At 39.3% G+C, this 15,545-nt stretch carries 22 protein-coding genes; 8 read left to right on the top strand and 14 right to left on the bottom strand.

Translation table 11 applies throughout. The features are described 5' to 3' along the window. The first annotated feature begins 251 nt into the window (after window positions 1–251). The 3 genes from LC653_RS22660 (at window position 252) to LC653_RS22670 (ending at window position 2,224) form a co-directional block, all read left to right on the top strand. On the top strand, window positions 252–479 hold the full coding sequence (locus LC653_RS22660; RefSeq protein WP_229496986.1) for a type II toxin-antitoxin system Phd/YefM family antitoxin: 228 nt from the start codon (window positions 252–254) through the stop codon (window positions 477–479). Further along, a complete protein-coding gene (locus LC653_RS22665; protein WP_229496987.1) occupies window positions 476–862 on the top strand; it encodes a type II toxin-antitoxin system VapC family toxin in 387 nt (128 codons plus the stop codon). Before LC653_RS22660 ends, LC653_RS22665 begins: the two co-directional genes overlap by 4 nt. An 87-nt stretch (window positions 863–949) precedes the next feature. Further along, complete coding sequence (locus LC653_RS22670) at window positions 950–2,224, top strand: RuBisCO small subunit-like domain-containing protein (protein ID WP_229496988.1); 1,275 nt, start codon at window positions 950–952, stop codon at window positions 2,222–2,224. A 417-nt stretch (window positions 2,225–2,641) separates the two neighbouring features. Here LC653_RS22670 and LC653_RS22675 read toward each other — a convergent pair whose 3' ends face one another. From LC653_RS22675 to LC653_RS22685, 3 genes are all read right to left on the bottom strand, one after another. Continuing rightward, entirely contained in the window at window positions 2,642–3,394 is a 753-nt protein-coding gene (locus LC653_RS22675) for a hypothetical protein (protein ID WP_229496989.1), read from the bottom strand. A gap of 362 nt (window positions 3,395–3,756) precedes the next feature. After that, window positions 3,757–4,152, bottom strand: a complete 396-nt coding sequence (locus LC653_RS22680) for a hypothetical protein (RefSeq protein WP_229496990.1) — start codon at window positions 4,150–4,152, stop codon at window positions 3,757–3,759. 169 nt (window positions 4,153–4,321) lie between these two features. Then, window positions 4,322–4,570 (bottom strand): hypothetical protein, encoded by a 249-nt coding sequence (locus LC653_RS22685; RefSeq protein ID WP_229496991.1) that lies wholly within the window; start codon window positions 4,568–4,570, stop codon window positions 4,322–4,324. 552 nt (window positions 4,571–5,122) lie between these two features. Between LC653_RS22685 and LC653_RS22690 the strand changes: the two genes are divergently transcribed. Together LC653_RS22690 and LC653_RS22695 are read left to right on the top strand one after the other, a co-directional pair. Then, the gene (locus LC653_RS22690) at window positions 5,123–5,464 is read left to right on the top strand and encodes a hypothetical protein (RefSeq protein WP_229496992.1); all 342 of its coding nucleotides are present in this window, start codon (window positions 5,123–5,125) and stop codon (window positions 5,462–5,464) included. Window positions 5,465–5,470: 6 nt separating this feature from the next. Further along, window positions 5,471–5,803, top strand: a complete 333-nt coding sequence (locus LC653_RS22695) for a hypothetical protein (protein ID WP_229496993.1) — start codon at window positions 5,471–5,473, stop codon at window positions 5,801–5,803. A 56-nt stretch (window positions 5,804–5,859) separates the two neighbouring features. On the opposite strand, the gene LC653_RS22700 is transcribed toward LC653_RS22695, so the two are convergent. From LC653_RS22700 to bchM, 5 genes are all read right to left on the bottom strand, one after another. After that, complete coding sequence (locus LC653_RS22700; protein ID WP_229496994.1) at window positions 5,860–6,246, bottom strand: C6orf136 family protein; 387 nt, start codon at window positions 6,244–6,246, stop codon at window positions 5,860–5,862. 75 nt (window positions 6,247–6,321) lie between these two features. Then, window positions 6,322–6,885 (bottom strand): leucine zipper domain-containing protein, encoded by a 564-nt coding sequence (locus LC653_RS22705; protein ID WP_229496995.1) that lies wholly within the window; start codon window positions 6,883–6,885, stop codon window positions 6,322–6,324. 385 nt (window positions 6,886–7,270) lie between these two features. Further along, a complete protein-coding gene (locus LC653_RS22710; RefSeq protein WP_229496996.1) occupies window positions 7,271–7,969 on the bottom strand; it encodes a HupE/UreJ family protein in 699 nt (232 codons plus the stop codon). Between the two features lie 254 nt (window positions 7,970–8,223). Next, on the bottom strand, window positions 8,224–8,709 hold the full coding sequence (locus tag LC653_RS22715; protein WP_229496997.1) for a hypothetical protein: 486 nt from the start codon (window positions 8,707–8,709) through the stop codon (window positions 8,224–8,226). Window positions 8,710–9,348: 639 nt separating this feature from the next. Further along, window positions 9,349–10,035, bottom strand: a complete 687-nt coding sequence (gene bchM / locus LC653_RS22720; protein ID WP_229496998.1) for a magnesium protoporphyrin IX methyltransferase — start codon at window positions 10,033–10,035, stop codon at window positions 9,349–9,351. Between the two features lie 402 nt (window positions 10,036–10,437). On the opposite strand from bchM, the gene LC653_RS22725 reads away from it, so the two are divergent. Next, a complete protein-coding gene (locus LC653_RS22725) occupies window positions 10,438–12,519 on the top strand; it encodes a cation:proton antiporter domain-containing protein (RefSeq protein WP_229496999.1) in 2,082 nt (693 codons plus the stop codon). A gap of 10 nt (window positions 12,520–12,529) precedes the next feature. On the opposite strand, the gene LC653_RS22730 is transcribed toward LC653_RS22725, so the two are convergent. The 3 genes from LC653_RS22730 to vap15 form a co-directional block, all read right to left on the bottom strand. Then, window positions 12,530–12,850 carry a DUF433 domain-containing protein gene (locus LC653_RS22730; RefSeq protein ID WP_229497000.1) on the bottom strand — a complete coding sequence of 107 codons (321 nt, stop codon included), beginning with the start codon at window positions 12,848–12,850 and terminating at the stop codon, window positions 12,530–12,532. A gap of 208 nt (window positions 12,851–13,058) precedes the next feature. After that, the gene (locus LC653_RS22735) at window positions 13,059–13,475 is read right to left on the bottom strand and encodes a putative toxin-antitoxin system toxin component, PIN family (RefSeq protein ID WP_229497001.1); all 417 of its coding nucleotides are present in this window, start codon (window positions 13,473–13,475) and stop codon (window positions 13,059–13,061) included. After that, a complete protein-coding gene (gene vap15 / locus LC653_RS22740) occupies window positions 13,441–13,689 on the bottom strand; it encodes a type II toxin-antitoxin system VapB15 family antitoxin (protein ID WP_229482557.1) in 249 nt (82 codons plus the stop codon). Before vap15 ends, LC653_RS22735 begins: the two co-directional genes overlap by 35 nt. A gap of 29 nt (window positions 13,690–13,718) precedes the next feature. On the opposite strand from vap15, the gene LC653_RS22745 reads away from it, so the two are divergent. Further along, window positions 13,719–13,949, top strand: a complete 231-nt coding sequence (locus LC653_RS22745) for a hypothetical protein (protein WP_229497002.1) — start codon at window positions 13,719–13,721, stop codon at window positions 13,947–13,949. Next, window positions 13,946–14,116: a hypothetical protein gene (locus LC653_RS22750; protein WP_229497003.1), complete on the top strand. Its 171-nt coding sequence runs from the start codon at window positions 13,946–13,948 to the stop codon at window positions 14,114–14,116. Before LC653_RS22745 ends, LC653_RS22750 begins: the two co-directional genes overlap by 4 nt. Window positions 14,117–14,228: 112 nt before the next feature. Here LC653_RS22750 and LC653_RS22755 read toward each other — a convergent pair whose 3' ends face one another. The 3 genes from LC653_RS22755 to LC653_RS22765 all read right to left on the bottom strand — a co-directional run. Beyond that, the gene (locus LC653_RS22755) at window positions 14,229–14,648 is read right to left on the bottom strand and encodes a PIN domain-containing protein (RefSeq protein WP_229497004.1); all 420 of its coding nucleotides are present in this window, start codon (window positions 14,646–14,648) and stop codon (window positions 14,229–14,231) included. Between the two features lie 14 nt (window positions 14,649–14,662). Further along, on the bottom strand, window positions 14,663–14,881 hold the full coding sequence (locus LC653_RS22760) for a hypothetical protein (RefSeq protein ID WP_229456160.1): 219 nt from the start codon (window positions 14,879–14,881) through the stop codon (window positions 14,663–14,665). A gap of 72 nt (window positions 14,882–14,953) precedes the next feature. Beyond that, the coding region (locus tag LC653_RS22765; RefSeq protein WP_229497005.1) for a tetratricopeptide repeat protein at window positions 14,954–15,545 on the bottom strand (592 nt) is incomplete at its 5' end.

Raw genomic sequence — 15,545 nt, forward strand, 5'->3', positions numbered from 1 at the left:
CGGCTACCTAGAACATCGAAGCAAAACACCAATTGGTATCCAGGTACTGTGGCGAGGTTGGTTAAAATTACACGACCTCTGTGAAGGTTGGCAGCTTGCAAAACAGACTTAACGGGAAAAGTCAGATGCAGAATTTGCTCAAATCGTGGAAAATTGGGACGCTTGGTTAAATTGGTTTACTTTAACTTAATTGATAATTCAAAGTTAGGATAGTGGTAGCACTTTAGTCTTTATATTCAAAGGTAGTAATTATGCAGCAAATTACTCTAGCTGAAGCATCTCAACACTTACCTGACTTAATTGAAGCAGCACTCAGTGGTGAGGAAATTATTATCATCAAAGATAATCAACCTGTTGTGAAGTTAACTCCTGTGTCGCCAGTTAAACGCCGCCGTCAACCTGGAAGTGCAAAGGGTTTAATTACAATATCTGATGACTTTGATGAACCACTGGAAGATTTTAAGGAATATATGGAATGATATTACTGTTGGATACACATACTTTTATTTGGTATGTGACTGACAATTCAAGACTTAGTAATCAAGTACTAGAGTTCATCAATGATGAGAATAATGAAATTTTACTAAGTATAGCTAGTTTATGGGAAATAGCTATTAAGCAGAATTTAGGAAAGCTTAATTTAAATCAGCCATTTGAGATATTTATCACACAGCAACTCAATCTGAACGATTTTAGTTTACTCGATATCAAAATTAGCCACGTTACTGTTGTTGCTACACTATCTTTACATCATCGTGATCCATTTGACCGAATTTTAATTGCACAAGCACTCCTAGAAAATATACCTATACTGAGTGCTGATAAAATTTTTGATGCATATCCAATAAGACGTGTATGGTAGCGTTACTTTTCTACCAAAAGATAAATAAACAGTCATCACCAAAAAAACTTAACATTACTTTAAGCAGTGCTAGGCAAAAATAATTTTATGGGTTACTACATCGCTCCTCGCTTTCTAGACAAACTGGCTGTCCACATCACTAAAAACTTCTTGAAACTTCCTGGCGTGCGAGTCCCGGTGATTTTAGGTATTCACGGACGCAAAGGAGAAGGCAAAACATTTCAATGTCAATTAGTCTTCGAGAAAATGGGTATCGAGGTGACTAACATATCTGGCGGCGAATTGGAAAGTCCAGATGCAGGAGATCCGGCGCGGTTAATTCGGCTACGCTATCGGGAAACAGCAGAACTCATCAAGGTACGCGGCAAAATGTGTGTACTGATGATTAACGATTTAGATGCGGGTGCTGGACGCTTTGATGAAGGCACTCAATATACTGTAAATACGCAGTTGGTAAATGCCACACTGATGAATATTGCTGATAATCCCACAGATGTGCAGTTGCCTGGAAGCTATGATTCCACGCCTTTACATCGTGTGCCGATTATTGTCACAGGTAATGATTTTTCCACCCTCTATGCACCGTTAATTCGGGATGGACGGATGGAGAAATTTTACTGGGAACCAAATCGAGACGACAAGGTGGGAATTGTCAAGGGGATTTTTGAAGCGGATGGACTTTCGCAGAAGGAAGTTGAACAGCTAGTTGATACTTTTGTCAATCAGTCCATTGACTTTTTTAGCGCTTTGCGATCGCGCATTTATGATGAACAAATCCGCAACTACATCCATCAAGTAGGTTTTGAGCAGGTATCCTTGAATGTGGTTAACAGCGTTGAAGGGCCACCAGAATTTAAAAAGCCAGATTTCAGGCTGTCTCACTTAATCGAGTCTGGTAACTTCCTCGTTGGTGAACAAAAACGGGTGGAAAATTCCCACTTAGTTGATGATTACAATCGACTCAATCGAGGTAGAAATTCTCAATCTGCACAATCTCCTGCTGTAACACCAATTAATCAGCCCTCAAGCAATGGTGCAACTCAAGAAGCAAAAACTAATGGATTCCAAAAACAGGAAGCATCGAGTCCACATTTGACCCTAGATACACAAGCTCAAATTAGGCAATTATTATCTCAGGGTTACAAAATTAGCATTGAACACGTAGATGAGCGCCGCTTCCGCACAGGTGCTTGGCAAACTTGTGTTCATAGCCACATCGATGCAGAGTCTGATGCAATCTCAAATTTGGAATCAACTCTAACAGAATATAGCGGTGAGTACGTGCGCTTGGTAGGTATTGATCCAAACGCCAAGCGCCGGGTGGTGGAGACGATTATTCAGCGTCCGAATGGGAAAAATTAGTCATTGGTCATTAGTCATTAGTCATTGGTCATTGGCAAAAGAAAGTGGGCGGTTTCAATCCGGTGAGGTACGGGTATGCAAATAGACCTAACCCTCTAGCCCCCTTCCCGAAGCGGGAAGGGGGAAAAATTCAAAGCCTCTCTCCTTTTAGGAGAGAGGAATGGAAGTGATGTCAAAATTGTACTTCACTGGGTCGAGAACCCTTATAATTCAAACCATGTTCTCTGACGGGGTAGGTTCTCTTGGACTAATGACTCTCGCGTTGCGGTTTGATAGCTGAATCATTACTGTTTAAGGGACTTCCAAATAAAAAAATATCCCAAAACTGACGCAAAAATCTTCTCTATTTCTCCCCTCTCTGTGTTCTCTGCGTCTGGAGTGGTTCGTTCATTTGGATAATTTATTTCTTGGAAGTCCCTAACTACAGGTAGGAGCTGAAGCAGAGTTCACCTTTGTTAAATCGCCAGTAAATACGGCTGTGTATTGATAAGGTGATGAACCAGTGCAAGTCATGGAATTTGTATTAGTGCGACGGGGAGTCCACCATGACTTTGCCTGCACAGTCAAATTTGTACCATTCCATGATAGATTTTGGACAACTAAAGAGTTAGTTTGTCCATTATCCGCCTTTTTGGCAGTTAAAAATGTGGCATAGTCAACCTGGCCATTGGCTGGATTAATCCGGGCTATAACTGCGACTTTTGGCCCGCCTCCGCTACCATAGCTAGACAACCAACGCCCAGTTGCAAAGCGGCGAAAATCATTACCAGTCTGACTACCAGTGGAGGAGTAAACGCCATATAAAACATTGCCTCCATCCCAATATAATCCGTAACCTGTACCGTCGTCATTCGTTGTTTCGTAATCAGTTCTACACCATGATTTGATACCACTATTGAAACGGATTGTCACAGGGTTTTTGTTATTAGATGAGACTTGCTGATAACCAATGTAAATGGCTGTACTTCCATAAACTACTCTGGGGCCATTTTTAGCTTTGATAGTCGCTTCACTGTCATTGCAACTGAATGTTACACCATTACCGATAGATGAATTTACCGTCTGGGCAAAAGCTGGAGGAGCTTTTTGTGTGATTACTAAATCAGCTACTAATACTACAGATAAAGAGAAAGCTGTCAAAAACTTCTGCAATTTGTGAGAATAAATCATGGTAAAAATCTGCCGAGAAATTTTCAGGAAAAACACCGTATTACTATAAAGTCTAATTAGAAATTAGACAATAAAAATTGCTGAAAATCGCAGATTGCAACATTTTCAACATCACCAAAGATGAGGTTATACTACAAAATGCATAAGATAATATACATGGTATTGCATGATATTAACTGTATACAAATCTTGCTTATTAAAGAGCATCAGCGAATAGAATAAATTGCGTAGGCAAAGCCCACCAAAGGTATCGCAGTAGTCAACAACAAATACTTTTAATGAACAAATAGCGTTTGCTCATTCTCCATGTCCCTTGCTAAAAGCTTACTTCGCCTCTGCTTTCTGCCTTGCGCCGTGGTGTTTTAGGCGGTTTTAGCATTCTCATCTGATACTTTTCTTGCACCAGCTTTCAGGCGGCTTAACCTGCTTTTGCGGACACGTTCGCTATCACGAATACCACCCGCCATCTCATATTCGCTGCTGTTTTTGCCATACTTAAAGGCAACGCCCCTCACCATCTTATCTGTAAGATTGCTCAAGGTTTTTTCCATCTCATCAATTTTAGTTTTGGAAGAGTCAATCATAGCTAGAGCGATGTTATAAGCATCAAGCATAGTGCGTAACTGCTCAATTGATTTAGTCAGATTTTGCAAATCGCAATTATCGCCAAAATCCATGTTTGAATCTATTGCTTTCAGTCCAGTGGATCTCAATTCAGCTTTTTCTAGAATACGGGATGTACGTTTTGGACGGGACATAGATATATTCGTTAGAGAGGGTTCTAGAGCTAGTTTGACTTAGTAAAGCTGTTTTCTGGTTCAGTAAAATTCGTGAATAATTTTATTTTTTAGAAAACTAATACTTAAATATAAGTAATTTCTCTTAATTACGATATCGCACCTGGTTTTTTGGACGATTGCTTTAACGTTAGTGATGAATATCGTGATGTTGACGATGAATATCACGATGTTGACGATGAATATCGTGATGTTGACGATGAATATCACGATATTGATAATGAATATCACGATGTTGATGATGAATATCGTGATGTTGATGATGAATATTGTGATGTTGATGATGAATATCGTGATGTTGATGATGAATATCGTGATGTTGATGATGAATGTTGCGATATTCATCATCATGGCTTCTGATGGAAGTGCATAGACGCATAGTGGCTTGTCATCAGCAGCCCATGTGCGAGGGAGGCGCACTTTCAGGATGGAAAAAACTAAAGTTAAGGGATTTCCAAGAAAGAAATTATCTAAATAAACTAACCACAGAGGCGCACGCAGGTATTTAATTCGTTAAGCTGGGATTGAAAATGTACACTAAAATCTATACTGTTATTTTTGCTATAATTACTCAAAACCATACTTCTTAATTACATAGAGAGTAACGTAAGCGTAAAAAGAACAAGTACCACTTGTAGTTTGGATGTTGAAAATATGTGCCTATTTGTTAAACCCTAGTCAGTGTATAATGAAATCTCAAAAATACGAACAAACCCGTTCATGTGCAAAATGCGGCAATGAAGAAACGCGATTTCTTGATGAACTAACCGCAGCATTTGAAGAGACACGCGCATGATCTGAATCTTGTTGCAAATGCGGCTCCACAGATTTTAGTAGAGGAGGTAACATCCTTCCCCCACTATGTCGCCAACAATTAGAAACTTGGGCTATTAACGACGAGCTTCATTTCTCACAACAAGACGAAGATTTGATGCTTGCTAGTCCAAGTAATTTAGAATTACTGCTAGAATTTCTAGATTCTCCTAACACCCATATCTGGCAAAGAAGAACTTTAGTCTCCACGCTCTACGTACTTTGGTTCGATGCTAATCACCCACCGGACGAAAGCTTTCAAAGCAATGCCGAATTTGCCAAAAAAGTTGCTCTTGAAATTAATAAACGCACCTCACTGTTGATTGAATTGGGGGCCTCCAAATCCGAAGAATTCGGCGAACCGCTTTGGTATTTAAGCAACTATCTTAAAAGAGAATTTGAAAAACACAAACCCCTTCCACACATAATCGTCGACGGGAGGCTTGATCACATCGAATAAAAGTAATTGAAGAAGGCAGAAGGCAGAGAGCAGAGGGCAGATGGCGCAGCCGATAGCTACTTTCAACAAATCACTACTGCCAAAGATGGTACAGGGTATTACTGTAAATCTGATGATGTTGTTTCTTTTTATTCCCCAAGAAAATATGAGATTCTTAGGGTTGAATCAGGTGGAGACATAGCAATCGTCCGAGTTCGGCTTGAATCAAGTAACGCAGGTGGAGAACCTATTATCAATAATTGGTCTTTTTACATGAAAAAACAGAAAGCTGTTTTTGCTCCACTCCTCAAAGAAGTTGGCGAATACAATTATTGTATTCGGACAGCGAGTGATATTTGATAAGTTATTGACTCGTTCATTGAGGATACTTCAATTCAGCAACGCCCCTTAATTGTTTAGATTTTTGCAGCAAATAAATGCTGCTTCACCACGTCTAAGCGTGAACAATTCCAATAATCGATATGGGAGACAATCAAACCATCAGAGTTAAGACCTAATTCACTCCAACCAGGAATAGAGATTCGTGGCTTCCAGGGGAGAGGAGTATTCCAACTGAGTGTCCACTCAGTTTTTATTGTGTCTCCTAAACGTTGAATGTTATGTAAGTCCATTTTGGGATCTAAAAACACAGTCTCGATGAAATTAATCATCTGTTTGTAACGTTTAACGCCACGAAATTTATTTAGTGGATCTTGAAAATAAACCTCTGGAGCGTAAATGCTGTAAGTTTGATTTACTGGGAATCTTTGATAGTCTTCTTTGAGGATTTCAATGATATCCATGATAAATAGATATATGTGTGAATTACTTTAATATGTAAACGGGGCGCGGATAAAAATCCATATTAAAAATTAAAATTAACCCTCATTCCATAAACGTTCTAACTGACGCCGCCAAGCAGCTAGAACTTCTTCTCGCGCCTCTGAGCTTTGATCTATTTCACCCATCACTCCTTCTGCGTAAAAGCGTTCCAAGCTTTGCATAGTAGCTTGTAGAGATTGCCCTTGCTGTTTTGCTGCCTGAATAATTTGCCGGATACGGCTTTCAATTAGTCGATTAAAGACATTATCTAATCTAGCCTCATGGAGAGATACAAGTCGGTTGATTGCATTGGACAAATCTGCACCCACTAAAGTGCTACTGTTATGTTGAAATACTCCCCAAATCACCCCTTCATACAAAGCGTAACGTACTTCTTGAGTGTCATCAAAGTTGGCTTCTAGGAACTGTCCTAAAAATGGTTGGGCTTCTTGGATAGGGACAATAGGTAGTAAAACTCGCAACCAAGTATTATCTTCGGAAAGCAGCACCAACAGCCGAAAAGCAGAAGTGTCTACTTGCCACGATCCAGGAGCGATGGCACCAACAGCCGATGTACCAAATAATTCTGTTAATGTACCCGCAATTTCTTCAGGTGTCATAAGCTTTTTTTGAGATATAGCCTCTAGATTAGCGCAGAGGTGCATCAGCTTATTCACTAAAACCCTGTGCTACTTGCTTGCTGGCCAATTTTCAGTCTGAAGACGTAGTGGGGGCGTACACTTAGCTGTGCGCCCCCACAAATGAATGTATTCCACTGACTTAAATAATTCGTAATTCGTAATTCGTAATTCGTAATTCGTAATTCGTAATTCGTAATTCGTAATTCGTAATTCGTAATGGGCAACTCTTAGAGACGCTAAACGCGAACGCCCCGCAACGCTTTCGTAAATTTTGTTTTGTAATGGGGATTTAACCCCAACACAAAACTTGCGTGATTTTTGAACCGGGGGACTTAAACCCACGGAACTAGTTGAAATATTTTATTTAGATTATCGAATTGCTCAAAAACACAATGCCGATCGCACAGAAAGCGAAGCCAGCAATGCTAATTTTCCAGGGTAAAATTCGGTCTATTTCTCCCATACCCATCGCACTACCAATTTCTCTGGCACTCATGGCAACCGCAAACAGAGTTAAGGTCATGCCTAGTATATAGGCAATTAATGGCATCATTCCTGCCCCAATAATAGATTCAGCATCAGCGTAACCCTGAAATAAACCAGCACTAACGCCCACCAGAGCAAGTACTATAAAGTTTGGTTGATTTGGCATCATCAGCATAGTACTAAAAACGATGGTAGAAATGGCGATGGCTGCGCCAACGCTTTCAGCGAACGCTATTTCTATGCCTGGTAAATTTAGCTGGAATAAATTAATTACAATCCCCAATATTGCTGCTAAGACAAAACATCCAGCGATCGCAGCACCACGAACAAACACAGATGAGAGTAAGCCAATAGCAACAATGCCAACTAAACAATCTAAGCCAATTACTGGATCTGCCAATCCCCAGAGAAAGCCTTCCCAGCAGTTAGAGATGGTATGACGATCTGGTGTTCCACTCAATGAACTCAGTAAGCTAATTAAAATTAAAACTGCGATCGCCCCAATATGGCGATGCATTAACCTCAAGGTGTAAAATTCCCCCCAAGCATGGGATTGTGATAATTTAGTTTTGAACATTGCCATCTGCCAAATTAGTTTTTTCGGTAATTTATACTACCCACATACCCAAAAAAACTAACGTAAGTCTATTTTGTAATTCGTAATTCGTAATTCGTAATTCGTAATTAAGTTTTGCATTAGCGAGTCCGGGAGCGTCTGGGGATTTTAACCCCACCGCAAAACTTGTCGCGATTTAGAAGCGAGGGACTTAGACCCCTCAAAAATGTTAATAACAAAGGACAAATAACAATTGGACTTTGGACAAATGACAATTAGACATCAAAATGATATGATACAGCCCCTTCTTCGTTCACCTTAAAGTTTGCATTGAAGTCTTTAGCTTTTTCATCTAAATATTGCCTAGCATGGGCTGCGGGTAATTGTGACTGCATGGCAAAGCCTAATACAGTTATGCGCCCATGATTTTCTTGTAGCATTTTATAAAAAATCGATTGCAGGCGATCGCTAACTTGTTGATTAAGGGCTTTTTTCTCCTGTCGGCTTTGACGGTATAATCCCAATGCTAACCATGTGCCCAGTGTTAGGGTCGGAATACCAAAAATTAGACGTTCTACCGTAGTATCATCAATTACAGGGGTATTTGTTGGTAAGAATTCAATCGAGCCATCCCAAGCTAAGGGTAGCGTGATTGATTTTTCCATAGTCGTTTTATTAAATACCTCTGCTACTGATAGAGTTACAAACATGAATCCCATTGTCAGTAGCCAAGCTGCGGCCAATTTTTCAGCAGTTTTCATAGTTCCACTTCAGATTTACACTTTGCTAGCGATTTTAACCTTACTTTCGCAAAGCTTCCAATATATCAATTTACTCCTGAGATAGGTTTGTCAGCGTTTCTTCCATCTTCTTCAGTGCTTTTCGATACTATCTAGGCGCTTACGGTTCTCCCACTGTTTATTTGTCACGGAGGAAAGCGATCATATTAAATAATTCGTAATTCGTAATTCGTAATGACGCTCGCGGACTCGCTAACGCTGCGCTAACGTAAATTTTGTTTTGTAATGGGGATTTAACCCCAACACAAAACAAAATTTTTATTGAACCGGGGGACTTAAACCCACGGACAGGAGTTAAATGTCAAAAATATAGTATAAATTTTGCCTGTATTATTTAAATATGGCTGTGCGATCGCTATGATACAATACGCTTGGGTTAAGCATTTTTTCTGTTCTCTCTGCTTCCTCTGCGCCTCTGCGGTTCGTTAAAAATTTGACTTTGATAAAGAGTTTTAGCCTTAACCCAAGCGTATTGCGCTATGATAATTGTTCATGCTCCAAATCAGAGCGATCGCTGTACTAGAATACTTACCAACGTTAAACCTTGAGATTTTCAAATCGCAGCAAAGGTATAATATTGATCTTGCTGCGATTTTAACTTTACTTACGTGTAGCTTCAAGTAGGCGGGAAAAATAGAAACGAGTCTTCGTCATTGCTTTTCGTTGCAATGAAAAGCCATTACTTTCCAAGATTTTCACCACATCAGCCTCACGATGCAAATATGCACGAGTCGCTTTACTCGGCCCGGGAAAGAAACTGCCAATTTTCTTGAGTATACTTAGGGCGCAAGTCTTCGGCGCAAAACTGAGAATTATCCGCGACTGTGCCAAAGAACAGAGGTGAGAAATCATTTTATCCGCTTTTTCTTGGGGGTAGTGGATGAGAACATCTAAGCAAATAACGGTATCGTAACTACCACTCAACGATTCCAAATCCTGCACGGAAAAAGTGGGATTTTCATCATTTCCCAAGGTTTGCTTGGCTCTATCCTTGCCTTCTTCCACCATTTTCTCAGAAATATCGGTGGCATAGACTTTCGCACCATCTACCGCCAGAGGAATGCTGAGACTACCGACACCACATCCAGCATCGCAGATTGATAGCTCTGGTAAATTGTTATCAGCCTTCAGCCAGCCGAGAACTGTATCCACGGTTTGCTGGTGTCCATTGCGGATGTCTAGTTGAACTTTGTTGACTTCGCCATCGCCATAGATTCGCTTCCAACGGTCAAAACCTGTGGAATTGAAATACTCGCGAACAATCGTTTTATCGTCGGCTGCGTTCATAAACTTTGATTTTTAGGGGTTCCCAATGCTTAAAATTATCATTGATAGGAACCCATAATAACGGTCTTCCAGATTTTTATAGATATGGCGCACAGAAGTAAGTTAGTACATCTTTGCACCTCTAATCATTCAAACGATAAGCGGTATGAGCCATTTTCTACTATTTATTCATCCATTATTTTCATTACTATAAATTCCATTCTTATTTCAACCTATAGATGTAGATAGTCCCTTCTTAAGGTACTATCGTAATTGCGATAGCTTCGCTCGCCGTAGGCATCGCAACATTTATGCTGTTAAAGATTTAATTGTTTGTAACCAATAAGACTGAAGCAAGCAAGAATTTTAAGTAAAATTTCTTATGCAAATTGGAAATTTCCTATTTAGGTTTAATTATTAAACATGGCACTGAACTCGCTAACAGACAGTCCTATTGTTGCATTTACAATTCTCCTAACAGTAATCTTTACTGTACCTCCTATATTTGAGCGACTACGGCTACCTGGATTAGTGGGATTGTTGGTTGCAGGTATATTACTAGGGCAAAATGGACTAAAGTTGTTAAACCCTGAGTCTGAAACTATCAATCTGCTCTCGGAGATCGGCAAACTTTATTTGATGTTTGTCGCAGGTTTAGAAATTGACTTAGAGCAGTTTCGTAAAACTAGAAATCGCTCAATCGGGTTTGGCACTTTAACATTTTTAGTTCCAATGATTGCTGGCATTGCTACAGGACGTTTATTCAATTTTGGTTGGAATGCCTCCTTTTTAATTGGTTCTTTACTGGCTTCTCATACCCTCTTGGCATATCCAATTGTGAGTCGTTTGGGAGTGGTAACGAATGAAGCTGTAACTGTCACCATTGGTGCGACAATTTTTACTGACACAGGTGCTTTGCTAGTATTAGCGATTTGTGTTGGAATTCACGGAGGAGAATTCTCCGCCATGAGTTTAGCGATTTTATTAGGTGGATTAGCAATTTACACTGCTGTTGTCCTGTTTGGCTTTGACTGGGCAGGAAAAGAGTTTTTTCGCCGCTCTGGGGATGAACAAAGTAACCAGTTTTTGTTTATATTACTAGCATTATTTTTGGCATCTGTCGGAGCGCAGGTAATTGGAGTTGAAAAAATTGTTGGTGCGTTTTTAGCAGGTTTAGCTGTCAACGACGTTCTGGGACGTAGCCCAGTCAAAGAAAAAATCGAGTTTATTGGTAGTGTTTTATTTATCCCTTGTTTCTTTGTAGACATGGGATTATTAATTAATATTCCTGCATTTATCAAAACCCTCAGTTCAGTTTGGCTGACTGTGGTAATTGTAGTGGCTTTGATTGGCAGCAAATTTATAGCGGCATTGTTAGCTAAATTATTGTATCGCTATAACACGGCGGAATTGCTAACCATGTGGTCATTGTCACTACCACAGGTAGCAGCCACACTAGCAGCAACCTTGGTTGCTTATCAAACGGTAAATCCTGCTGGTGAGCGCTTAATCAGTGAAGCTGTCTTAAACAGTGTGATTGTCCTCATGCTGGTAACTGCTATTTTGGGCCCTATAATAACAGCACGATTTGCTCCTTCACTACAGCTTTCTCAGTCAGATTTTGCAACAGATAGTTTGACAACTTGGTGGCAAGGTGATGAAGATCAGCAAGTAGAGAAAAACCAAGATCAATTTACTGTAATAGTGCCAATATACAACCCCCAAACCCAGCGCTATTTAATAGAAATGGCAGCGCTGCTAGCTAGTCATGAATCTGGAAGGATTGTGCCATTAGCTATTACTAAAGCACATATCCAGATGGATGATCCGCAATTAGTAACAGCACTCGAGCAAAGCCGGGAAAGATTGAATTTAGCTAAAGAAATCAGTCAAGAATTTGAGGTAGAAGTATCACCAGCAATTCGGATTGATGATGATGCAGCTTTGGGGATTAGCCGCACCAGTCGAGAACAAAATGCTAGTTTAGTAGTGATGGGTTGGTCGCGGACAACAGGTTTGCGTGCCCGTTTATTTGGTAATGTAATTGATAGCGTTTTCTGGTCTTCTCACTGTCCAGTAGCAGTAACACGCCTCTTAAGTAGTCCTAAGACAATTCAAAGAATTCTTGTACCAGTTGGAGACTTAACGCGCCAAACTATCGGTGCTTTAAGATTCGCCCAGATTTTGGCTGATGTTAATCAGGCAGAAGTAGTGTTGTTACACGTATCCGATCGCAAAACACCGCCGACTCGAGTAGAAAACTTTGTATCTCAATTGTCTGATATTACCTCTAAAGGCCAATTACAGGTGAATACGAATATCCAAACAATCAAGGGTGATGATATTGCTAAAACCATAATTCGGGAATCTCAGGCATTTGATTTAGCGGTGTTACGTTCCGTTCGTTATCGCACAGCCGGTGGATTAGCCGTCAGCGAAGTGACAACGCAGTTACTTCGAGAATTGAAGTGTTCAATTGTGTTGTTGGGAGAGCCTCATTCGTGATATGCAACACTCATTTAATTAATCCTTCTGCACGAAGTCTTTTTGCTAATGGAGATTCTCCTGTTTCTAAACGTAATCTTTCCGCATACTCAAAACGTTGCTGCATATCAGCATCAATTTGTTCTTTATGTTCCCAATAATAAGCTAAAGCCGAATAAATCTGGCTCATGCTCAAATGTGGATATTGAAAATGTAATTCTTCTGGACTCCAACCATAAGCATGAATGGAAGTAATTAATTCTACAACTTTCATCGATGTTCCTTTAATGAAAGGAACATTGCCTTCATCGACTAAAATATGTTTATATTCAGTAGTTGTTGTTCGAGTCATAATTGTTGTTTATTTATCCAAGTTCTCCCCAACTATTTTTTGAATTTACTATCAATACGGTTCGGATAAGATCCCCCCGCCTGTGGCGACCCCCTTAAAAAGGGGGTAAAAGAGGAAATTAGCCCCCCTTTTTAAGGGGGGTTGGGGGGATCTTCGCAGGGTAAACAAGCTAACCGAACCGTATTGAATCTACTATCATTCAACAAATTTATAATTTAAGTAAGAATTCTTTATAGGTAATAATTTCAGTAGTTTCAAATTTTGTAATCTCTAATAAATCTTGATCGCCTGTAAGTAAAAAATTAGCATTGCTATCTTTTGCTAGTGCTAAAAGATAATTATCTTTTGCATCCCGACAAAGATAAACTTCGGACATTATATTTATAAATAAACTAATAGTTCGCAAAATTTGAATTAATTCATTGACTTTGTTAGGCGGAAAATATTTTTGTAACTTAGGACGTTGAGTAACCAAGATAATTTCTTCTAATATCTCTTCAGAAACTACCACTTGAATTGTTTCTTCAAGTAAAAGGTTTTGTAGTTGTTTTAATTCCTTACCAATCAGAAAGCTAATCCAAAGATTAGTATCAATGATTATCTTGATTGTTTTGTTTTCTGGCATAAATTTGAGAACGGACTAATTCTACTTCCTCTGTAATTTCCTCTAAAGATAATTCATCAGTTTTAAATATTTCTAGTAATTGCGTTAACTTTTTATTCAAGGTTTCTTTTTCTAGCTCTTTGCTAAGTAACAACTTTTCTGAATCAGAAAGTTGTTTAACAAGGGTAAGAATTTGCTCAAATGTCAATGGGAGTTGATAGGTATTTTGTAACATAGTTTCAAATATTATTCTCTCTTAAATTTATGTTCATCACTATTCTTACACCTTATTTTAACGCCGAAACCAACTGCGTACCCAACGCCACAACCGACGCAACCACACCCAAAACCCACGACGAGAGACTACAGGCGTTTTTGGTTGAGAAAGACGCTCAATTGCATTGTTGCAAAGTTGCACGTTATCATCAAGTCCCATCGCCTGAAATAGTTCACGGGCATTGCGATAAGCACCCAGCGCGTCTGATTCTCGATTGACGTTTTCTAATGACAGACCTAAATTAAACCATGCGATCGCTTCAGAATTGCGATCGCTGTTGGGTCAGGTGATGAGTGTATCATTAGATGGGAATCGACAAGAGCGATCGCGTGGTTTTATAAATATTTTTTTAATTCTTTCAATTCCTTGCCAATCAAAAAGCTAATCCAAAGATTAGTATCAATTATTATCTTGATACCTGTGCCATTTCTGCAAAATCCATTGCTTGTTTGTGTAAGTTTTGAATCTCGTTCATTATGAACATTAAACAAAAATTTTCATTCTCGCCAATTATCGATTACTAAAGGATATCTTAATGCTTGGATATTTTGATAATGTTTAGTATTCCCTGTTACTAAAACTAAATTCTTTTCGATCGCTATAGAAGCTATTAAGACATCTGCTAATCCAATTGATTGTCCTGCTTTTTCTAAATCTGCCTGAATAAGTCCTGAAATTTCTGCACAGCTTTGGTCTAAATGCAAAATTTCTAATTGAGATAAATCTGCCAAAAATTCTTGAATGCGGTCATTGCGATTTATTTTCCTCCATCCCTTGATGATTTCAGAAACAGTAATTACCGAAATTGTGTATTGTTGCCATATAGCTCTATAAGCAATAGCTTTAGCATTTATTTTAGTATTTTTACCTTTGCGAATCTCTGATACAATGTCTGTATCAATTAAAGATTTTCTCACAGCTAACTTAGTTTTTATAAATTCCTATGTTTTAAAATATCTGCAACCATTGTATCAACTAATTCCGCCTCATTAGACCATTTACCGATAAAGGAATCATTAATAACTTCTGGTTGTGTTAGTTGCTCAATCATTGCTTTGATTATGTCAGAAATTTCGCAATGATAAGTTTGTGTTAATTTTTCTATTTTTGCAAATGTTTCTTGATCCAGTTCGATTTCTATTTTTTTCATAATTCAGTTATTTTAGTGATAAGTTAAGTAATAATATTGTAACGCTATGAGTAATTATGGCGTATCTCTCTTTCACCGCCGAAACCAACTGCGTACCCAACGCCACAACCGACGCAACCACACCCAAAAACCACGACGGGAAACTACAGGCGTTTTTGGTTGAGAAAGACGCTCACTTGCATTGTTGCAAAGTTGCACGTTATCATCAATTCCCATCGCCTGAAATAGTTCACGGGCATTGCGATAAGCACCCAGCGCGTCTGATTCCCGATTGACGTTTTCTAATGACAGACCTAAATTAAACCATGTGATCGCTTCTCCATTGCGATCGCCTATTTCCCTAGCTATATCCAAAGACTGCTGATAGAAATCTATCGCCTGTTGGTACTGCCCCAGAGAACCGTAAGCAATACCCAAATTACCTAAGGATGCGCCTTCAGAATTGCGATCGCCTATCTCCCTAGCTATCTCCAAAGACTGCTGGTATAACTCAATCTCCCGTTGGTACTGCCCCAAAGAGCCGTAAGCAATACCCAAATTCATTAAGGATTTGCCTTCTCCATTGCGATCGCCTATTTCCCTAGCTATTTCCAAAGACTGCTGCAAGAAATCTATTGCCTGTTGGTACTGCCCCTGATAATTGTAAGCATTACCCAAATTGTTT

It is taken from the genome of Nostoc mirabile CHAB5784, assembly GCF_020829645.1.
Classification (GTDB): domain Bacteria; phylum Cyanobacteriota; class Cyanobacteriia; order Cyanobacteriales; family Nostocaceae; genus Nostoc; species Nostoc mirabile.